This is a genomic window from Collinsella aerofaciens, from assembly GCF_015556945.1.
Taxonomy (GTDB): domain Bacteria; phylum Actinomycetota; class Coriobacteriia; order Coriobacteriales; family Coriobacteriaceae; genus Collinsella; species Collinsella aerofaciens_AO.
The window spans coordinates 1-17,881 of sequence record NZ_JADNNH010000015.1; the positions used below are offsets into that span (position 1 = coordinate 1).

Here is a 17,881-nt window from a genome sequence, read left to right on the forward strand (position 1 = left end):
TTTGTCGCGAGTTCCGCACGCAAAGGAAAGCACTTAATGTGCTTTCCGTCTTGCGCAGGACTGTAGAGCAGCAAACTCAACCCGCGCCAGCCGGCCCCGGAGACCCTCCCGGAGGGACCGAAAAACTTTTTCAAAAAAGTTGTTGCGCGGCGGACAGACTTCTGTGTATACTAATCCCCGCAGCGCACGCGAGCGGAAACAAACGCGAACGACTGCCTGGGGAGTTAGCTCAGTTTGGTTAGAGCGCCGGCCTGTCACGTCGGAGGTCGCGGGTTCGAGCCCCGTACTTCCCGCCAACGCAATTAAAGCCACGTCCGAAGACGTGGCTTTTTGCGTTTAATAGGTCCTCGATCTTATATGCCTCTTTATCCAAGTCACCGCATTTGCAACGAGCGAGCCAGCCTCTACTGATATATGTGTTCAAACAGGGGGTTTGTTGCGCAACATCTGTTCAATGAAGCAGGGGGTTCGGTTATACTAAATTGCACTTTAGGCCGTACCTGATTCAGCTAGTCTTCAAGTGCGGCATTCAGTGAACACCCATTTTATAATTTGGTTGTTCAGGCGGTCATTTGGCGTCTCGACACAAGCTCGGCCCCGGAACTCGTTCGAGCTGTTCGTATTCCTTGAAAGGGGAAACATGGACATATCGAGGAAGACTGATTATGCCCTTCGCATGCTTGCGATGCTTGCCGAGGAGCCGGAGCGGTTGCTTTCTGTTCGCACTGCTGCCGAAGAGGTCAATGTTCCGTATTCGTTTGCCCGTTCGATTCAGCACGGCTTGGTTCAGGCCGGCATTGTGGAGAGCCTGCGTGGTGTTCATGGCGGCATGCGCCTTAAGGTGAGCCCCGACGATGTCACGATCCGTCAGGTCGTAGAGGCCGTTCAGGGCCCCATGGTTATGAACGATTGCACCGCGCCCGATGGCGACTGTGCGCGCATGGGCACGTGCTGCTATCATCCCCTGTGGGCCGGAGCCCAGGCGCTGATGCGCGACTATCTCGATTCCGTTTCGCTCGGCGATATCGTCGCCCATCGCCAGTTTCCGGCTGTCGATCCCAAGTTCGCCGACCGCGATGCGTTTCCCGAGTACGCCGCTTGCGCGTATGCTTGCCGGGAGGAATAGCGCCGCATAAGGAGCATTGTCATGATTCAGGACCCCTTTCGTTCGATGATTCGTTCGGAAGGGGTCCTGCGTTATCGCGACCTTCCGTGGCGCCGCACGCGCGACCCGTATATCATCTGGCTTTCCGAGGTCATGCTGCAGCAGACGCAGGTGCCGCGCGTGGAGACGCGCATGCCGGCGTGGCTCGATCGCTTTCCGACTGTCCGGGCGCTTGCTCAGGCCGCCCCTTCCGATGTCTTGGATGCGTGGCAGGGGATGGGCTACAATCGCCGCGCCCTGGCGCTTCACAGGGCTGCACAGTGCGTTGTGGAGGACTGGGATGGGGAGTTTCCGCGTGAGACGCACGATCTGGTCGCGTTGCCCGGCATTGGCCCGGCAACGGCGCAGGGCATCCGTTCGTTTGCATTCGATCTTCCGGGCGTGTATCTGGAGACCAACGTGCGCACGGTCTTTTTGCATCATTTCTTTCCCGATGTGCCGGCCGTTCCCGATCGCGAGCTGGTGCCGCTGATTCAAGCTGCCTGTCCGGCGGCCCCCGGTGCGGCGGCGGATGAGATTGCGCCCTTTGCCGCGCCTCAAGACGATGCCGACACGCCGCGCGCGTGGTATTACGCGTTGCTGGATTACGGCGCGTATCTTAAAAAGACGCTGCCCAATCCGTCCAGGCGGTCGGCGGGCTATAGTCGTCAGTCCAAGTTTGAGGGCTCGCGCCGCCAAAAGCGCGCCCACATTGTGCGCATGCTGCTGGCAGCGCGCGATGGGCAGCCGGCAGGTATTACGCTTGATGAAGCTGTTGCAGGCGTTAACGAGATGGAGACGGTAGCCGGCCGTGAGCCGGTCGAGCGCGAGCTGGTCGCAAGTATTCTTGCCGATCTGGAGCGCGAGGGCTTTTGCCGCTCCGAGGGCGATCGTTGGTTGAGCGTGTAGCCCGCTCAAATCTGAAGAACGGGATTGTAAGGTTTAAATTCTCGGCTTGAGGGCATCCTAAAGACAGGGCCGCTCAAAGCCTATGGGCGGCACGTGTTGAAGGGAAGTACACCTATGGATTTTGAGAACTCTCAGACCAAGAAGAACCTCGAGACTGCTTTTGCCGGTGAGTCCCAGGCACACACCAAGTATCGCTACTATGCATCCAAGGCCAAAAAGGACGACTACGTTCAGATCTCGAATATCTTTGCCGAGACGGCGGGCAACGAGTCCGAGCATGCCAAGCTGTGGTTTAAGTATCTGCACGACGGCGCCGTTCCGGGCACTCTGGACAACCTGCGCGACGCCGCCGCGGGCGAGAACTACGAGTGGACCACGATGTATGACGAGTTTGCCAAGACCGCCGAGGAGGAGGGCTTTGCCGAGATCGCCGAGAAGTTCCGTGGTGTCGGCGCCGTGGAGAAGGCTCATGAGGAGCGCTACAACAAGCTCGTCGAGCGCATTGAGTCGGGCGAGGTGTTTGAGCGCGAGGGCGTAAAGGTGTGGAAGTGCCTGAACTGCGGGCACCTGCATGTTGGTGCCGAGGCGCCCGAGGTGTGCCCGGTGTGCAACCACCCGAAGGCGTACTTTGAGGAGCAGGTGGTGAACTACTAGCGCTTGGCGCTGGCGTGAGCTGGGCCGGGAGGGCCGGACTACCTTCCCTCCTCGCTCACGGCTTCGCAGGGTCGCGTTGAGGGAAGGTAGTCCGGCCCTCCCGGCCCGCTTTGGTTCGTTGCGTGCTCGCTACAGAAAAGCTGATAACTAAGTTTGTGTGCCGCCCCTATCGGGGCGGCACGTTTTTGTATGGGGACTGGTTGGGACGGCACCGTTCATGGGTGGGGTACACTGGGTGGCGACTTTTAGTTTATCTACTACCTGATGGGGTGTTTTTGTATGGGTAAGAAGTCTCGGGCTCGGGTTGCTGTGGCGGGAACTCGCAAGGATCCTGGTCGTCGGGTTGCCGAGGGTTAAAAGGTCGATCGTGTCGAGAAGGACAAGAAGGTTGGCGCGCATACTCATCCTGAGTGGGCGCCTCACCTCAATACGGCTAGCGAGGATCTGACTGCTAAGTTGTTTACTCTGGTCGAGGTTATCTTGGGCGTGGTGCCCGTGGTGGTCATTGGCTTGTTCTTGGCTTCGAAAGATGCCACGAGTGTCGATAAACTCACCGATGTCTTTTCTCAGGACCCCTCGATGGTGGTTACGTTTATCTCTGCGTGCCTGCAGCCGTTTGTGGCGTACATGTTGTACATGATTTATCGCAAATACTGCGAGGGCGACGCTGGTTTTGTTGCCGGCAACCTGATCGGTCTTTTGTGCTCCGAGATCCTACTGCTCAATATCCCGGGCGTCATCGGTATGGGCATCTTGTTGTGGCGTGTCTGGCGCAACGTCGCCCCGCACTTTGAGAGCTGGTTGTTTGAGCGTCGTGCAATGGGCGTGCTGGCAGACATTGCGGGCTCGCTCGTGATTTTAGCCTTGGCGTTTATGTGCGCCACCGCCGCCCGCGGTCTCGCGGGCATGTAGTCTGTCCTCACCGACCACGGAGCGCAGGGCAACTGCTGGTTTCACCGCTCCGGACGTCAGACCCGCGGCGCATCCCTTTCCCTCTCGCTCACGGCTTCGCAGAGTCACGCGAGGCAAAGGCATGCGCCGCGGGTCTGACGACGCGGGCTTGCCAACGAGTTTTGGCTAATAGATTGGTTTGTGTGCCGCCCCTTTGGGGCGGCACTTTTTGTGTGGGGTCCCTGTCTTCACAATTTCCGTCAAGCTTTTGGTTAGGTTTTGGTCGGATGGCGTAAGGGCGGAAGGGCGAAAGATCATTCGATAAAAAAGCTCAAAGAAAGTGCTGGTAGGGGAGTTGTTGAGCTTTTCGACAGTTTTCTGACAAAAGAATCTTTACGGCTATTGCCGATGATTTCGTTGCCGCGGCTTCGATCGTGCGGGATGCTGGGCGCAAGCGTCGAATGCTCCGATTGAGGAGGCCAACATGGATCTGTTTCTTGAGACCCCGCAGCAACAAGCCGAGCGCATGTTGCGCCAACAGCAACGGCTTATGGAGATGCAAATGCAAGGGGCGGCCGTCCAGCCTCCTGCGCAAAACGCCGCACCTGCGGGCGAGGCGGCTCCAGAGGCCTATTCCGTACAGCAAGATTCATATGCGCAGGAGCTTGCGTTCGACAAGCGTCGTGCGCGTCGCCGTCGCTGGGCCCAGCGCCTGCGTACGCTGGCGATGATCGTGCTGATCCCGTTGGGGCTCGCGGCAATCTTCTTGGCCTCATATGCCCTCACATGCATTCTCAACGGCGCCTCGCCCAGCGAGGTGCTTGAGCACTTGGCAGCTCTCGGCCAGCGCCTAGGCGATGTCGTAACAACCATCTGCGCCGGCTGGGAGAGTTAGCGTTTGTCGCATCAGGACTTCGAGGGTGTAGGGATTGTCGCCACGAGTAGAATCCTTGCATCCTGTGGGTCCCGTCATGCGACTGAATAGTATTATTGAAGATGAATAATCATAGCAAATGAACGGAGGTGCTCGGTTGAATCTGACCTTTGAGGGATTCTTAAAAGGCTATTGCCGAGAGCTAACCGGACAGCAGTCACTGAGTTTTAGAAAACTGGTTGAGCAGGCGATGACGGTTGCGCCGCGCGTGGCGGAGCCTCTGTTTTTGCTCGCTTTGGCGCAGGGCAAAGCAGAATACGTTCTGGGTTTATCCGAGGGCTCGTGGATGGAAGAGGGTTACCGAGGCGTTTTGTCCTTGTACGGCCAAACGGGTAGCCTGGTATCTCTATGCGCCGAAGACAAGCTCCCTAACCGTTATGCCAACGTTTGGCGTGCGTATAGAGCGGTGAAGGAAAAGCCAGTGGCGGACAGAAGGATCAACGCTCTGATGCGAAAAAGAACGTTGGGAGCGCTAGAGGAATCGGGTGTAACGCGCTATGGCCTCTGCCGCGATTTGAATCTGAATAAGGGAAACGTATACGCATACTTAGCCGGCGATGACTCAAAGGTGAGCAGGGAGACGGCGCGCCGCATTATGGAATATGCGGAGGAGAGGGGCGCCCAAGAAGGGGCCGGGCGTCCGGTGCGTGTGGCAGGGTAAGATTGATCGCGGTTTTGATTGATGATCGATTGGGTTTGTTGGGCGGAGACTATGTCTGCTATTGATATCGTGCTTGTTGTGATCGCCTTGGTGGCGGTGGGGGTTGCTGTGGCTTGTGCCCTGCAGCTCAAGGGCCTTCGCGCCGAGCTGCGGGAGCGCGGTGATAGCGGGGCAGAGATGCTGGCTGCGCTCGAGCAGGCCAACAACGCGCTCGACACCCTCAACGTCGCGTTGGCCGAAACTCGCCGCACGGCAAATGCCATCGCGCAGCAGCAGACGACCGACGCCGCCGTAGAGCAGCAGCGTTACCTGACCATCGCGCGCGAGTTCTCGCAGGCCGGCGACCGCATGGATGACCTGCGTCGCGAGACGGCCCAGCAACTCGGTGCCAACCGCGAGGGTATCGAGCACCGCCTGGACAAGGTGCGCGAGACGGTCGATGCCCAGCTGGGCGCCATCCGCAAGGACAACAACGTGCAGCTCGATCAGATGCGCGCGACGGTGGACGAGAAGCTCTCCCGTACGCTCAACGACCGCTTGTCGGCATCGTTTAAGCAGGTGAGCGATCAGCTCGAGGCCGTGTACAAGGGCTTGGGCGACATGCAATCCATTGCCACGGGCGTGGGCGACCTCAAGCGCGTGCTGGGCAATGTGAAAGCGCGCGGCATTTTGGGCGAGGTGCAGCTGGGCGCGATCCTGGCGGACATCCTCACGCCCGACCAGTACTTGGAAAACGTCGCCACCAAGCCCGGCGCCTCGGAGCGCGTCGAATTTGCCGTCAAGCTGCCGGTGGACGAGGGCGACCCCGTGCTGCTGCCGATCGACTCCAAGTTCCCAGGCGACGCATACGAGCATCTGCTCGACGCACAGGAGTCGGGTGATGCCGAGGCTGTGGCCACTGCGCGCAAGACGCTCGACGCCATGGTGAAGCGCGAGGCTAAGGACATCTGCGAAAAGTACCTGAGCGTGCCCGCGACGACCAATTTTGGCATTCTGTTCGTTCCGTTTGAGGGGCTGTACGCCGAGGTCGTCAGCCGTCCCGGGCTTATCGAGACCCTGGGCCGCGACTATCACGTCAACGTTGCCGGCCCCAGCACCATGGCGGCCATCCTCAACAGTCTGCAGATGAGCTACCAGACGTTTAAATTGCAAAAACGTACCGACGACGTGCTGCGCGTGCTTTCCGCCGTCAAGGCCGAGCTGCCGCGTTATCAGACGGCGCTGCGCCGTGCCCAACAGCAGATCGAGACCGCAGGAAAGACGGTCGAGGGCATCATCACCACGCGCACCAACGTTATGGAGCGCAAGCTCAAGGATATCGACGCGCTGGAAGACGCGCGGGAGGCCGACGAGATCTTAGGGCTCACATCCGCGGAGCTGCTCGCAGACCAAAAAGACGAGGACTAGCTGCATCTGACGGTGGGGCGCCGGTGTAAGCACGGCGCGGGCGCTTTTCGCATCGTGCTTGCCTGAAGTGCGCTTTAGTGTGCAACAATGGCGTTTCGCCCTATCAGACGTGAAAGGAAGACCATGTCTCAGAGAAGCACCAGCCCGCTCAAACGCTCCACCGTTCGCCGCACGCTGCAGCGTTTTTGGGACGTCACACGCACGCAGTCGCTGATTGTCTTTCTCTCGGTGTTCTCGTCGGCGGGCTACATCTTTTTGCTCACGTTTGCCAACACCTACGTGATGGCCCTTATCGTCGACCGCGTCCAAGCGGGTCCTGTGACGGGCGATCAAGTATTCGAGGTATTTGGTCCCTACATTCTGGCGCTCGTGCTCGTTAACCTGGTAGGCCAAATCCTCTCCAAGCTGCAGGACTACACCGTCTACAAGCTCGAGATTGCGGGCAACTATCACCTGGCGCGCCTGTGCTTTGACACGCTCTCCAATCAATCCATGACATTTCACACCAGCCGCTTTGGCGGATCGCTCGTGAGCCAGACGAGCCGTTTTATGAGCGGCTACACGGGGCTGGTAGACGTGACGGTGTATTCGCTCATTCCCACCATCACCTCGGTTGTCTGCACGGTGGCGGCGCTCGCTCCGGTGGTGCCGACGTTTACCGTGATCCTGGTGGGCATTATGGTCGTCTACATCGCGTTTGTCTGGCTTATGTACAAGCGCATCATGCCGCTTTCGGCCGCGACGTCTGCCGCGCAGAACAAATTGTCGGGTGTGCTGTCCGACGCGGTCACGAATATCCTGGCCGTCAAGACCTGTGGGCGCGAGGACTTTGAGCGCGACCTGTTCGATGCCGCCGACCGCGCCGCGCGCGACGCCGAGACGGTTTCGATGCACGCCATGATGCAGCGCAACTTTACGACCTCGGGCCTTATCGTCATCACCATGGCCGTGGTGAGCGTGTTCGTCGCGGGTGGCAACGCGTGGTTTGGCATTTCGGCCGGCGCGCTCGTCATGATCTTTACCTATACGTACAACCTCACCATGCGTCTGAACTACGTAAGCTCCATGATGCAGCGCATCAACCGCGCGCTGGGCGATGCGGCCGAGATGACGCGCGTGCTGGACGAGCCGCGTCTGGTGGCAGACGACGAGAACGCTCCCGAGCTTAAAGTGACCAAAGGTGCGATTGATTTTGAGCACCTGAGCTTTGCATACCGTGACGCCGCGGCGGGCGAGAGCGTGTTCGACGACCTGACGCTCCATGTGGCAGCGGGCCAGCGCGTGGGCCTGGTGGGCAAATCGGGCTCGGGCAAGACGACGCTCACCAAGTTGTTGCTGCGCCTGGACGACGTACAGGGCGGCCGCGTGCTCGTGGACGGCCAGGACGTCTCGCGCTGTACGCAGCAGAGTCTGCGCCGCCAGGTTGCCTACGTGCCGCAGGAGGCGTTGCTGTTCCATCGCTCCATTCGCGAGAATATCGCCTACGGCCGCCCCAACGCTACCGACGAGCAGATTCGCGAGGCTGCGCGCCTGGCCAACGCGACTGAGTTTATCGACCGCCTGCCCAATGGCTTTGACACCATGGTGGGCGAGCGCGGCGTCAAGCTCTCGGGCGGCCAGCGTCAGCGCGTGGCCATCGCCCGTGCCATCCTAACCGACGCGCCGATTCTGGTGCTCGACGAGGCGACCTCTGCCCTCGACAGCGAGTCCGAGGCGCTGGTGCAGGAGGCGCTCGAAAACCTGATGCGTGGACATACCTCCATTGTGGTGGCGCACCGCCTGTCTACCGTGGCGGCGCTCGACCGCATTGTGGTGCTGGCCGATGGCGAGATCGTCGAGGACGGCACGCATGCGCAGCTCGTCGAGGCGGGTGGCGAGTACGCGAGCCTGTGGAGCCGTCAGACCGGCGCATTCTTGGAGGCGTAAGCGACTCGGACGTGGGACAATTGTGCCCATAAGTTTATTGTGCCGTTGAGCCGAGGAGTCGTTATGCCACGCGAGACCAATGCCGCCAAACGCGAGCGCGCCGTTGAGGTGTGTGAGCGCCTCAACCGTCGCTATGGCCCGGTCGAGTGCTTTTTGGACCACGAGAATCCCTTCCGCCTGCTGATCGCGGTGTTGCTCTCGGCGCAAACGACCGACGCGCAGGTCAACAAGGTGACGCCGAAGCTGTTTGCCCAGTGGCCCACGCTCGAGGCCATGGCCGGGGCGAGCGTGGCTGACGTGGCAGACACCATCAAGTCACTCGGCTTCTACAAGAGCAAAGCCAAACATGCCGTCGAGGCCGCGCAGATGATCGTCGCCGACTATGGCGGCGAGGTGCCGGCCGACATGAAGGAACTCGTGAAGCTGCCGGGCGTGGGACGCAAGACGGCGAACATCGTGCTCAACGTGGGGTATGGCATCGTGGAAGGCATTGCGGTGGACACGCACGTCAACCGCATTGCGCACCGCCTGATGCTGAGTCCCAAGACGCATGCCAAGGAGCCGCTCAAGACCGAGCAGGATCTGCTCAAGATTTTGCCGCACGAGTATTGGGAGTCGGTTAACCATCAGTGGATCACCTTCGGTCGCGAGATCTGCGACGCCCGCAAACCCAAGTGTGACGAGTGTCCGCTGGCAGATTTGTGCCCCAGCGTGCGCGTAGCGGGGTAGGGCGGAACGCATCTTCGTCTGGCGTTTTTTGCGGGGCTGGGTTTGCCCTTGAGCCGGAGTCCTCTCCATGCGCTACCATGACAGACAATGTATTTGACGTACGACCCGCCGAGCTTGCCCCGGCGGGCTTTTGGCGTTGCGATGCCGGAGGAACAGCATGCTCATTCACCGTATAGCCGCGCAGCTCTACACTGCCGAGGCGCTGCAGACCGTCGAGGCGGGACTCGATGCCGGCGAGGACGTGACGCTGGCCGTGTCGCAGTCGGGTCGCACGCTTATGGCGGCGGCCCAGTTTGCGCGCCGTCCGCGCCCGACGGTCTACATTGTGAGTGGCGAGGATGCGGCCGATCGCGCCGCGCGCAGCCTTGCCGCCTACGTGGGCCTGGCGCACGTGTGCCGTTTTCCCGAGCGCAAGGACTATCCGTGGCGCGAGCAGGCGCCCGACGATGCCGTGGTGGCGCAGCGCTGCGAGGCTCTGGGGCGCATCGTGCGCGGGGACAACTGCATCATGGTTGCCTCGGCCCGCGCGCTGCTGCGCTGCGTGCCGCCGGTCGAGAGCCGCTATTGGGAGTCCACGACCTTTGCGGTGGGCGAGGAGATTCCTTTTGACGAGGTGCCGCAGCGCCTGGTGGGCATGGGCTACACCAATGCCGGTGCCGCCGACGCGCCCGGCCTGTTCCGCGTGCACGGCGACACCGTAGAGGTGTTCCCCGCACAGGAAAAGGCGCCCGTGCGCATCGAGTTCTTCGGCGACGAGATTGACCGCATCCGCCGCATGGTGAGCTCCACGGGGCAGACCATCGGCAACGAGGACAGTATCGAGATCTTCCCCTGCCGCGAGCTGGCGCTTACCGACGATGCCGTCCACAACATGCACGTGGCGCTCTACCGTGCCAGCCAGGACGACAGCAAGCTGGCGGCGCTGCTCGAGATGGTGGATGCGCGCATCGTCACGCCCGAGCTCGACCGCTTTTTGCCGGTGATGTACGGCCAGACCGTAAGCCCGTTGGCGCACGTGAGCGGCAAGGCACTCGTGGTTCTGTCCGAGCCGCGCTCGCTGTTCGACGACTGCCTGCGCGCCTACGAGGATATTGAGGCCCGTGCCGGCGAGGCAGGGATTGACCGCCTGGATGGTCTGTACGTGCGCGCCCAACAGCTCGATTTTGGTGCCCAGCAGCGCCTGAACTACGTGAGCCTCATTCGTGCCGGCGGCGCGGTGACGGCAGAGCTCAAGATTGAGCAGCCGGCCATCGCAGGCTCGGACAACCGTTTTATGACGCGCATCCAGGAGGTCGTGGGCAAGCGCTATGCCTGCGTGTTTGCCATCCCCGACCGCGGTGCGCGCGAGTCGATGGAGCTCACCTTTGGCGACGAGGGCATTACCTTTGAGGAATCGCTGACCGCGGCGCCCGAAAATGTCGGCGCTATCGGCGACCGCGTTCGCGTGGCAGCGGCGGATTCCGCCGACCGTGCCGCACGCCAGGAGGCCCATGCTTCCATTCGCGAGCGTAAGGCCGACGCGCTCAACGCCCGCTCGCTCGAGGCGGGCGCCGCGCAGGCTGCCGCCGGCGCCGCCGTGCCCACTATTTCGCGCGGACGTGTGACCTTTGTCGATGCCGCCTTGCCGCAGGGCGTGGTGGTGCCCGGTGCCAACCTGGCCGTGTTCTCGATCGCCGACCTCAACGCCCGCATGGACGCCAACCGCGCGCGCAGCCGCCGCAAGGTGGACATTACGCAGATCACGTTCCCGTTTAAGCCGGGCGATTACGTGGTGCACGCCACCCACGGCATCGCGCTCTTTAGCGAGATCGCGCGCCAGGAAGTGGGCGGCAAGGAGCGCGACTACTTTTTGCTGGAATATGCCGACGGCGACAAGCTCTACGTGCCGCTCGAGCAGGTCGACCGCATCACGCGCTATGTTGGCCCCGATGGCGACAAGCCGCGTCTGACTAGACTCAACACCGCCGACTGGACGCGTGCCACCAACAAGGCGCGCAAGAACGCCAAAAAGCTGGCGTTTGACCTGGTCGATCTGTATACGCGCCGCTCGTCGATTACCGGTATCGCCTGCCCGCCCGATACGCCTGAGCAGATCGAGATGGAGGAGAGCTTCCCCTACGACGAGACACGCGACCAGCTGGAGGCTATCGCCGACATCAAGGCCGACATGGAGGCGCCCAAGCCCATGGACCGCCTGCTGTGCGGCGACGTGGGTTTCGGCAAGACCGAGGTCGCCCTGCGCGCAGCCTTTAAGTGCGTGGACTCCGGCCGCCAGGTCATGGTGCTCTGCCCCACGACCATTCTGGCCCAACAGCACTACGAGACATTCTTTGAGCGTTTTGCCCCGTTTGGCTTGGAGGTCGAGGTACTCAGCCGCTTCCGCACGCCGGCGCAGCAAAAGCGCGCGCTCAAGGCGTTTGCCGAGGGCACGATTGATGTGCTCATCGGCACGCACCGTCTGCTTTCGGCCGACGTGAACCCCAAGAACCTGGGTATGGTGATCATCGACGAAGAGCAGCGCTTTGGTGTGCAGCACAAGGAGCAGCTCAAAAACCTGCGCGAGCAAATCGACGTGCTCACGCTTTCGGCAACGCCTATTCCGCGAACCATGCAGATGGCCACGAGCGGCGTGCGCGACATGAGCCTGATCACCACGCCGCCGACTGGGCGTCGTCCCGTGATCGTGCACGTGGGGGAGTACGACCCCGACGTGGTGAGCGCGGCGATTCGCCTGGAGGTGGGTCGCGGCGGTCAGGTGTATTACGTGTCCAACCGCGTCAAGACCATCGACGATGCCGTGGCGCGCGTGCACGAGGCCGCGCCCGAGGCGCGCGTGGGCGTGGCGCACGGCAAGATGAGCCCGCGCGAGGTCGAGGACGTGATGATCGAGTTCGCGACCAAGAAGATCGACGTGCTTATCGCCACGACCATCGTGGAGAGCGGCATCGACAACGCAACGGCCAACACGCTCATCATTGAGGACTCGCAGCGTCTGGGTCTGGCACAGCTCTACCAGCTTAAGGGCCGCGTGGGCCGCTCGGCCACGCAGGCATACGCGTACTTTATGTTCCCCGGCGAGCTGCCGCTCACCGAGGAGGCCACGGCACGCCTGACCGCGCTTTCCGAGTTCCAGGACCTGGGCAGCGGCATGCGCATCGCCATGCGCGACCTGGAGATCCGCGGCGCCGGTTCGCTTATGGGCGCCGAGCAGCACGGTAACCTGTCGAGCGTGGGCTTTGACCTGTTTACGCAGATGCTGGGACAGGCCGTGGCCGAGGCGCGCGGCGATGACGATGCCGGCGTGGAGGCGGCGAGCGTGGGCATCAACCTGCCGGCCGACTACTTCTTGTCCGAGGAGTACATGCCGGCGGTGGACCAGCGCGTGCTCGTGTACCGCAAGCTCGCGGCGGCCGAGGACCTGGAGAGTATCGACGAGGTGCAGGAGGAGACCGAGGCCGCGCACGGTGAGCTGCCGTTGGCGGGGCTTAACTTGTTCAACCGCGCTCGCATCCGCATTCGCGGCGAGCGCTTGGGGCTCGAGAGCGTCACGCTCAGCGGTGGACGCATTACCTTCCTGGGGGTTGACGTTCCCAAGAAGGTGGCCTTTGAGCTTAAGACCCGCTATGGCGCGGTGAACTTTCCCAAGAGCCGCAAACTGTCGGTGCCCTACAAGGCGGGTGCCGGCGCGGGCAGCGGCCTGGGTCGCGGTCTCGACGCCAGCGACGGCACCGGCCCCGTGGCCGCGGCACTCATGCTGCTGCAGCAATTAGGCACGAGCGACGATGACTAACAAGTAGGGGCGTGGCGGGGCATAGCTACCAGTTGTTCTTTGCCCCGCCACCTCGCAGGTTGATTCCAGCCCCATCGAAAGGAAAGCATGTTCGGATACATCTATAAGAAAGATGTCGCTATTATCGCGGCCGTCCTGTGCCTTTGTCTGGGCGTGGGCAGCTTCTTTGATTATCAGATCTCGAGTGCGCTGTTCAACATCGGCAGCATGTACGGTCGCTTTGTCGAGGCGGCCGGCGAGCTACCGTTCGAGCTGACGGCGAGCGTCGCGGGCGTTATGCTCGTGCGCGCGGTGCGTTCCGACTCCAAGGCGAGCAAGTGGCTCGCTGCGCTGGGCGTTTTGATCAACGTGGGTCTGGTCGGCTACGAGATTATCGGATCGCTGCGCGTCGGCGGCAAGCTTATTGCGTTTCAGCTGGTTCTGACGTTTGCGTTGGTCATCGCAGCCAACTTCATCGCCTACCGCCTCACGCGCACGACCGAGCCCGACGAGCTTACGCGCTGGGCGTTGATGGTGCTGGCCGTGTGGGTCGCTCAGGCCATCATCCTCAACGTCATTGTTAAGCCGTTATGGTCGCGCCCGCGCATGCGCGTGATCGAGGTCACGCCGGGGCTCAATTTTCAGCCGTGGTGGGTGATCGGCAACCCCGACAAGTGGGCCTATATCGCCGCCGGCGTGATCAAGGACGGGTTCAAGTCGTTTGCGAGCGGACACACGGCGCATGCGGCGATCGGCCTTATGCTCGCCGGGCTTCCCGCGGCAGCCTTTAAGGAAAAACCTTCGCGTCGCCGCGTGATCTTTTGGGCGGCGGTTGTTGTTGCAGCGTTCGTCGCCTTTGGGCGCATCGTGATCGGAGCGCACTTTTTGAGTGACGTGAGCTGCGGTTTTGCTCTGGTACTGGCACTTGAGTGCCTTGCCGCGCGCATTGCCTATCCCAGCGGCGTACAATAGCTCCGTTTGAATCATCTGGCCGATACCCGGTAAGAGAGGATTGCCATGCTCGCGTTCAACAACGACTATTCCCACGGCGCACACCCAGCGGTGCTGCAGGCGCTCGTCGACACCAATATGGAGCCGCAGCCCGGCTACGGTACCGATGCACATACCGAGCGTGCCAAGCAACTTATTCGCGAGGCCTGCCAGGCGCCTGACGCCGACGTGTTTTTCCTGGTGGGCGGCACGCAGGCTAACGCGACGGTGATCGACATGCTGCTTGCGCCGTACGAGGGCGTCGTTGCTGCCGAGACTGGCCACGTTGCCTGCCACGAGGCGGGCGCCATCGAGTTTGGCGGCCACAAGGTGCTCACCATCCCCGGCTACGAGGGCAAGATGCACGCCGAGGACCTCGAGAACTATATCCAGGTGTTCTACGAAAACGAGAGCTACGAGCACACGGTGTTCCCGGGTGCCGTGTACGTGAGCCTATCGACCGAGTACGGCACGCTGTACTCCAAGGCCGAGCTCGCGGCGATTCACGCGGTGTGCCAGAAGCGCCAGATTCCGCTGTTTGTGGATGGCGCCCGCCTGGCCTATGCGCTGGCGGCCGATGAGTGCGACATTACCCTGCCCGAGCTGGCGCAGCTGTGCGACGTGTTCTACATCGGCGGCACCAAGTGCGGCGCTCTGTGCGGCGAGGCCGTGGTGTTTTGCGGCATGCACGCCCCGGCGCATCCCATTCCGCGTATTAAGCAGCATGGCGCACTGCTTGCCAAGGGCCGCCTGACGGGCGTGCAGTTCGAGGCTCTTTTTACCGATGGCCTGTATTTTGAGATTGGTCGCCAGGCGATTGAGACCGCTCAGGCGCTGCGTCGCGTGCTGCACGAGCGCGGCTACCAGTTCTTCTTGGAGACGCCGACCAACCAGCAGTTCGTGATTCTGCCCAACGAGGACATGGCCCGCATTCGCGAGCATGCGGCGATCGAGTACTGGGAAAAGTACGACGATACCCACACGGTGGTGCGTTTTTGCACCAGCTGGGCCACGACGCAGGAGGATATCGACGCGTTGGCGGCTGTCCTGTAGCCTGACGTAATGACAAGGGGCCGCCCTGTGCCTGAGCTTGGCGCAGGGCGGCCTTTGCTTTTGGGGGAGAAGGGTTGTATGACCGAGATGTCCGAGCCGACAATTCGCCTGGCGACGCCCGATGATGCGCCGGCGTTGCTTGCCATCTATGAGCCGTATGTGCGCCAGACGGCGATTACCTGCGAATACGAGGTGCCGAGCGTTGAAGAGTTCGCCGGGCGCATTGAGCGTACGCTCAAGCGCTATCCGTATTTGGTGATGGAGTTGGACGGGCGTCCGGTAGGCTATGCCTATGTGAGTCCGCTTAACAGCCGCGAGGCATACGACTGGTCGGTCGAGACGTCGATTTACATGGCGCGCGATGCGCGCCATGGCGGGCTGGGTCGCAAGCTGCACGATGCGCTCAAGCAATGCCTGATCGCGATGGGCATCACCAACATGTGCGCCCTCATTGCCGTGCCGCACGACAAGGACGACGAGTACCTGACGCACAACAGCCAGGATTTCCATGCCCATATGGGATATCGCCTGGTGGGTGCCTTTGACCGCTGCGCCCAAAAGTTCGGCCGCTGGTACGATATGTGTTGGATGGAGCTGGTCCTAGCCGAGCGCACACCCAACCAACCCAAACCAATCTGGTTTCCCGACCTTCCCAAACCTACCATTTAGGGACAGGTTTATTTTGGCAGGTTAGCCGATGGGCTCGGTGTATTTGGCGCGGTCGGTGCGCTGGATGCGCTTGGAGACATGGAGCGGGCGGCCGTCGGTGTCGTAGACGTAGTCGGTGATCAGGATCAGCGCCTGCCCGCGCTCAACGTTGAGCAAAAACGCCTCGTTTTGCGAGGCGTAGCACACCTCAAAGGTCTTATGCCCCTGTGCCGGTGCGCGATGGAACTCCTGTCGCAGCGTGGCGTAGAGCGAACCGTTGATATCGCGATCGATGAGTGCCTCAAAGCTCGGTGGTAGATAGGTGGTCTCCAGGCACAGCGGCGCATCGTCCAGATAACGCAGACGGACAAGTTTGACGAGCTTGCTGCCCACGGCGGCGTCAAAGAACTTAGCTATGCTGCCGGCCGCCTTGGCAAAGCCCGAGTCCACGGTGCGTGTGGTGGGCTTCATGCCCTGACCTTCGACCTGCTTGGTATAGCTCGAAAACACTAGGTTGTTCTCGTGGAGCGCGGGCGTGTCGGCCACAAAGGCGCCGCGCCCGCGCTCGGTACGAATTAGGCCCTCATCAACGAGCACCTTAAGGGCGTGGCGCACGGTGCTGCGCGACAGCCCCGATTCGTCCATGAGCTCCATCTCGGACGGCAGCTTGTCTCCGCGTGCGTAGATGCCGGCGGCGATGCGGTCGCGAAGCGTACCCGCCAAGCGCTCGTATTGGCTCAGTTTCTTTTTAGATGAAGCGTTCATGCGATCAACCTGTATCTAACTTGTATACTTACCGAACAAAGCATGTATCCAACATGACAACAAAACCGCTGGTAATGGATTGCCGAAAACCTTACCAATAAAATTTCTAAGACAAATATAGCATACAACTAGTCGACATAACCAAAACATGTATGTAACTTGTATGCCATCGAGAGCATCAAACGAGAAGAAAGGCTGATGCACGATGACTACTCAGGAACAGGTTAAGGACGTCGTCTCCCAGGTTTTGGCCGACAAGGCAGACAAGGGCGGCATCAAGCGCGTCGTGTGGATTGGCGCCGGCGGATCCAACGGCGGCAACTATCCTGCCCAGTACTTTATGGAGCACGAGGCCACGCAGGTCGTGAGCTCCAGCTACACCAGCAATGAGTTCGTGCACGCCACGCCCGCCTATGTCAACGAGAACACCCTGGCCGTCGTCGTGTCCATGCGCGGCACCAAGGAGACCATCGTCGCCGCCCAGGTCGCCAAGGACCACGGCGCCAGCACCATCGCCATCTATGTCGATGAGTCCGGCCTCACCGAGGTCTGCGACTACAAGATTCAGTATGACAGCCTGGCCGTCGACGAGTCTTGCATGGGCCGTACCAACTCCGCCGTCGTGACCATGATCGCCATGGAGCTTACGCAGCAGACCGAGGGCTATGCCGAGTATGAGACCGCTATGGCCGCCTTCGACCTGGTTGACCCCATCTATCGCAAGGCCGTCGAGTACACCCGTCCGCTCGCCGCCAAGTGGGCCGAGCAAAACGCCGACAAGCCCTGCATCAACGTGATGGCTCAGGGTCCGCTCTTTGGTGCCGCCTACGTCTTTAGCATCTGCAACGTGCAGGAGATGCTGCAGATCGACTCCTGCACCATCAACACCTGCGACTTCTTCCACGGCCCCTTCGAGATCCTGGACAAGCGCACCTCGCTGTTCCAGCTCATCAGCGTCGGCCGCAGCCGCTGCAACGACGAGCGCGGCATCCGCTTCGTCAACCAGTACGGTGGCGAGCGCGTCTATCAGCTCGACGCCAAGGAGCTCGGCCTCAACGACATCAAGGACAGCGTGAGCGAGTACTTCAATCACCTGATCTTTGCCCCGATCCTCAACAACGTGTACATGCGTGCGCTCTCTGCCGTCACCCACAAGGACTACATGACGCGCCGCTACATGTGGAAGCTGGACTACTAGGGGATAGAGCGGCCTAACAGCTCGATGTCCTCATAAGTTGCGGTGGAATAGTTCCTGCTTGGGGGCTTGAAGCCTCTATTTAGGAACTATTTCACCGCAACCGCCCAGTAATCCGCTGGGGGCGGAGGAAAACGGATCACTTATCCGCTCGCCGATTTGTGTCTTGAAAAATGTATATAACGACTATAACGTAGTATGAAACA

Annotated in this window: 15 protein-coding genes and 1 tRNA gene; 15 read left to right on the top strand and 1 reads right to left on the bottom strand. The window is 61.1% G+C overall.

Annotated features, from left to right (window positions below; all coding sequences use genetic code 11):
- Nucleotides 1–218: 218 nt before the first annotated feature.
- The 14 genes from I2F59_RS05560 to I2F59_RS05625 all read left to right on the top strand — a co-directional run bounded on the left by I2F59_RS05560 (nucleotide 219) and on the right by I2F59_RS05625 (nucleotide 15,736).
- A tRNA-Asp gene (locus I2F59_RS05560) sits at nucleotides 219–296 on the top strand.
- A 344-nt stretch (nucleotides 297–640) separates the two neighbouring features.
- A complete protein-coding gene (locus I2F59_RS05565; protein ID WP_118080686.1) occupies nucleotides 641–1,126 on the top strand; it encodes an RrF2 family transcriptional regulator in 486 nt (161 codons plus the stop codon).
- Nucleotides 1,127–1,147: 21 nt separating this feature from the next.
- Complete coding sequence (locus I2F59_RS05570) at nucleotides 1,148–2,053, top strand: HhH-GPD family protein (protein ID WP_195503517.1); 906 nt, start codon at nucleotides 1,148–1,150, stop codon at nucleotides 2,051–2,053.
- A gap of 114 nt (nucleotides 2,054–2,167) precedes the next feature.
- Nucleotides 2,168–2,707: a rubrerythrin gene (rbr, locus tag I2F59_RS05575; protein ID WP_195503518.1), complete on the top strand. Its 540-nt coding sequence runs from the start codon at nucleotides 2,168–2,170 to the stop codon at nucleotides 2,705–2,707.
- A 456-nt stretch (nucleotides 2,708–3,163) separates the two neighbouring features.
- Nucleotides 3,164–3,619: a hypothetical protein gene (locus tag I2F59_RS05580; RefSeq protein ID WP_195503519.1), complete on the top strand. Its 456-nt coding sequence runs from the start codon at nucleotides 3,164–3,166 to the stop codon at nucleotides 3,617–3,619.
- 463 nt (nucleotides 3,620–4,082) lie between these two features.
- Nucleotides 4,083–4,493 (top strand): hypothetical protein, encoded by a 411-nt coding sequence (locus I2F59_RS05585; protein ID WP_195503520.1) that lies wholly within the window; start codon nucleotides 4,083–4,085, stop codon nucleotides 4,491–4,493.
- Nucleotides 4,494–4,629: 136 nt separating this feature from the next.
- Nucleotides 4,630–5,193: a transcriptional regulator gene (locus I2F59_RS05590; RefSeq protein ID WP_195503521.1), complete on the top strand. Its 564-nt coding sequence runs from the start codon at nucleotides 4,630–4,632 to the stop codon at nucleotides 5,191–5,193.
- A 51-nt stretch (nucleotides 5,194–5,244) separates the two neighbouring features.
- Nucleotides 5,245–6,600, top strand: a complete 1,356-nt coding sequence (locus I2F59_RS05595; protein WP_195503522.1) for a DNA recombination protein RmuC — start codon at nucleotides 5,245–5,247, stop codon at nucleotides 6,598–6,600.
- Between the two features lie 123 nt (nucleotides 6,601–6,723).
- Nucleotides 6,724–8,526: an ABC transporter ATP-binding protein gene (locus I2F59_RS05600; RefSeq protein ID WP_195503523.1), complete on the top strand. Its 1,803-nt coding sequence runs from the start codon at nucleotides 6,724–6,726 to the stop codon at nucleotides 8,524–8,526.
- A 63-nt stretch (nucleotides 8,527–8,589) separates the two neighbouring features.
- On the top strand, nucleotides 8,590–9,255 hold the full coding sequence (gene nth / locus I2F59_RS05605) for an endonuclease III (RefSeq protein ID WP_195503524.1): 666 nt from the start codon (nucleotides 8,590–8,592) through the stop codon (nucleotides 9,253–9,255).
- Between the two features lie 157 nt (nucleotides 9,256–9,412).
- Nucleotides 9,413–13,045 carry a transcription-repair coupling factor gene (gene mfd, locus I2F59_RS05610; RefSeq protein WP_195503525.1) on the top strand — a complete coding sequence of 1,211 codons (3,633 nt, stop codon included), beginning with the start codon at nucleotides 9,413–9,415 and terminating at the stop codon, nucleotides 13,043–13,045.
- Nucleotides 13,046–13,132: 87 nt separating this feature from the next.
- Nucleotides 13,133–13,996, top strand: a complete 864-nt coding sequence (locus I2F59_RS05615) for a phosphatase PAP2 family protein (RefSeq protein ID WP_195503526.1) — start codon at nucleotides 13,133–13,135, stop codon at nucleotides 13,994–13,996.
- Nucleotides 13,997–14,041: 45 nt separating this feature from the next.
- Nucleotides 14,042–15,067, top strand: coding sequence for a threonine aldolase family protein (locus I2F59_RS05620; protein ID WP_195503527.1), 1,026 nt, complete (start codon nucleotides 14,042–14,044; stop codon nucleotides 15,065–15,067).
- Between the two features lie 78 nt (nucleotides 15,068–15,145).
- Nucleotides 15,146–15,736 (top strand): GNAT family N-acetyltransferase, encoded by a 591-nt coding sequence (locus tag I2F59_RS05625; protein ID WP_195503528.1) that lies wholly within the window; start codon nucleotides 15,146–15,148, stop codon nucleotides 15,734–15,736.
- A gap of 21 nt (nucleotides 15,737–15,757) precedes the next feature.
- On the opposite strand, the gene I2F59_RS05630 is transcribed toward I2F59_RS05625, so the two are convergent.
- Nucleotides 15,758–16,480: a GntR family transcriptional regulator gene (locus I2F59_RS05630; RefSeq protein ID WP_195503529.1), complete on the bottom strand. Its 723-nt coding sequence runs from the start codon at nucleotides 16,478–16,480 to the stop codon at nucleotides 15,758–15,760.
- A gap of 205 nt (nucleotides 16,481–16,685) precedes the next feature.
- Here I2F59_RS05630 and I2F59_RS05635 point away from each other — a divergent pair, with 205 nt between their 5' ends.
- The gene (locus I2F59_RS05635; RefSeq protein WP_006235139.1) at nucleotides 16,686–17,678 is read left to right on the top strand and encodes an SIS domain-containing protein; all 993 of its coding nucleotides are present in this window, start codon (nucleotides 16,686–16,688) and stop codon (nucleotides 17,676–17,678) included.
- The last annotated feature ends 203 nt before the right edge of the window (nucleotides 17,679–17,881 follow it).

Coding starts and splice junctions, on each gene's coding strand:
- I2F59_RS05565 (WP_118080686.1), top strand. CDS start 641: ATGGACATATCGAGGAAGACTGATTATGCCCTTCGCATGCTTGCGATG.
- I2F59_RS05570 (WP_195503517.1), top strand. CDS start 1,148: ATGATTCAGGACCCCTTTCGTTCGATGATTCGTTCGGAAGGGGTCCTG.
- rbr (WP_195503518.1), top strand. CDS start 2,168: ATGGATTTTGAGAACTCTCAGACCAAGAAGAACCTCGAGACTGCTTTT.
- I2F59_RS05585 (WP_195503520.1), top strand. CDS start 4,083: ATGGATCTGTTTCTTGAGACCCCGCAGCAACAAGCCGAGCGCATGTTG.
- I2F59_RS05595 (WP_195503522.1), top strand. CDS start 5,245: ATGTCTGCTATTGATATCGTGCTTGTTGTGATCGCCTTGGTGGCGGTG.
- I2F59_RS05600 (WP_195503523.1), top strand. CDS start 6,724: ATGTCTCAGAGAAGCACCAGCCCGCTCAAACGCTCCACCGTTCGCCGC.
- nth (WP_195503524.1), top strand. CDS start 8,590: ATGCCACGCGAGACCAATGCCGCCAAACGCGAGCGCGCCGTTGAGGTG.
- mfd (WP_195503525.1), top strand. CDS start 9,413: ATGCTCATTCACCGTATAGCCGCGCAGCTCTACACTGCCGAGGCGCTG.
- I2F59_RS05615 (WP_195503526.1), top strand. CDS start 13,133: ATGTTCGGATACATCTATAAGAAAGATGTCGCTATTATCGCGGCCGTC.
- I2F59_RS05620 (WP_195503527.1), top strand. CDS start 14,042: ATGCTCGCGTTCAACAACGACTATTCCCACGGCGCACACCCAGCGGTG.
- I2F59_RS05625 (WP_195503528.1), top strand. CDS start 15,146: ATGACCGAGATGTCCGAGCCGACAATTCGCCTGGCGACGCCCGATGAT.
- I2F59_RS05630 (WP_195503529.1), bottom strand. CDS start 16,480: ATGAACGCTTCATCTAAAAAGAAACTGAGCCAATACGAGCGCTTGGCG.
- I2F59_RS05635 (WP_006235139.1), top strand. CDS start 16,686: ATGACTACTCAGGAACAGGTTAAGGACGTCGTCTCCCAGGTTTTGGCC.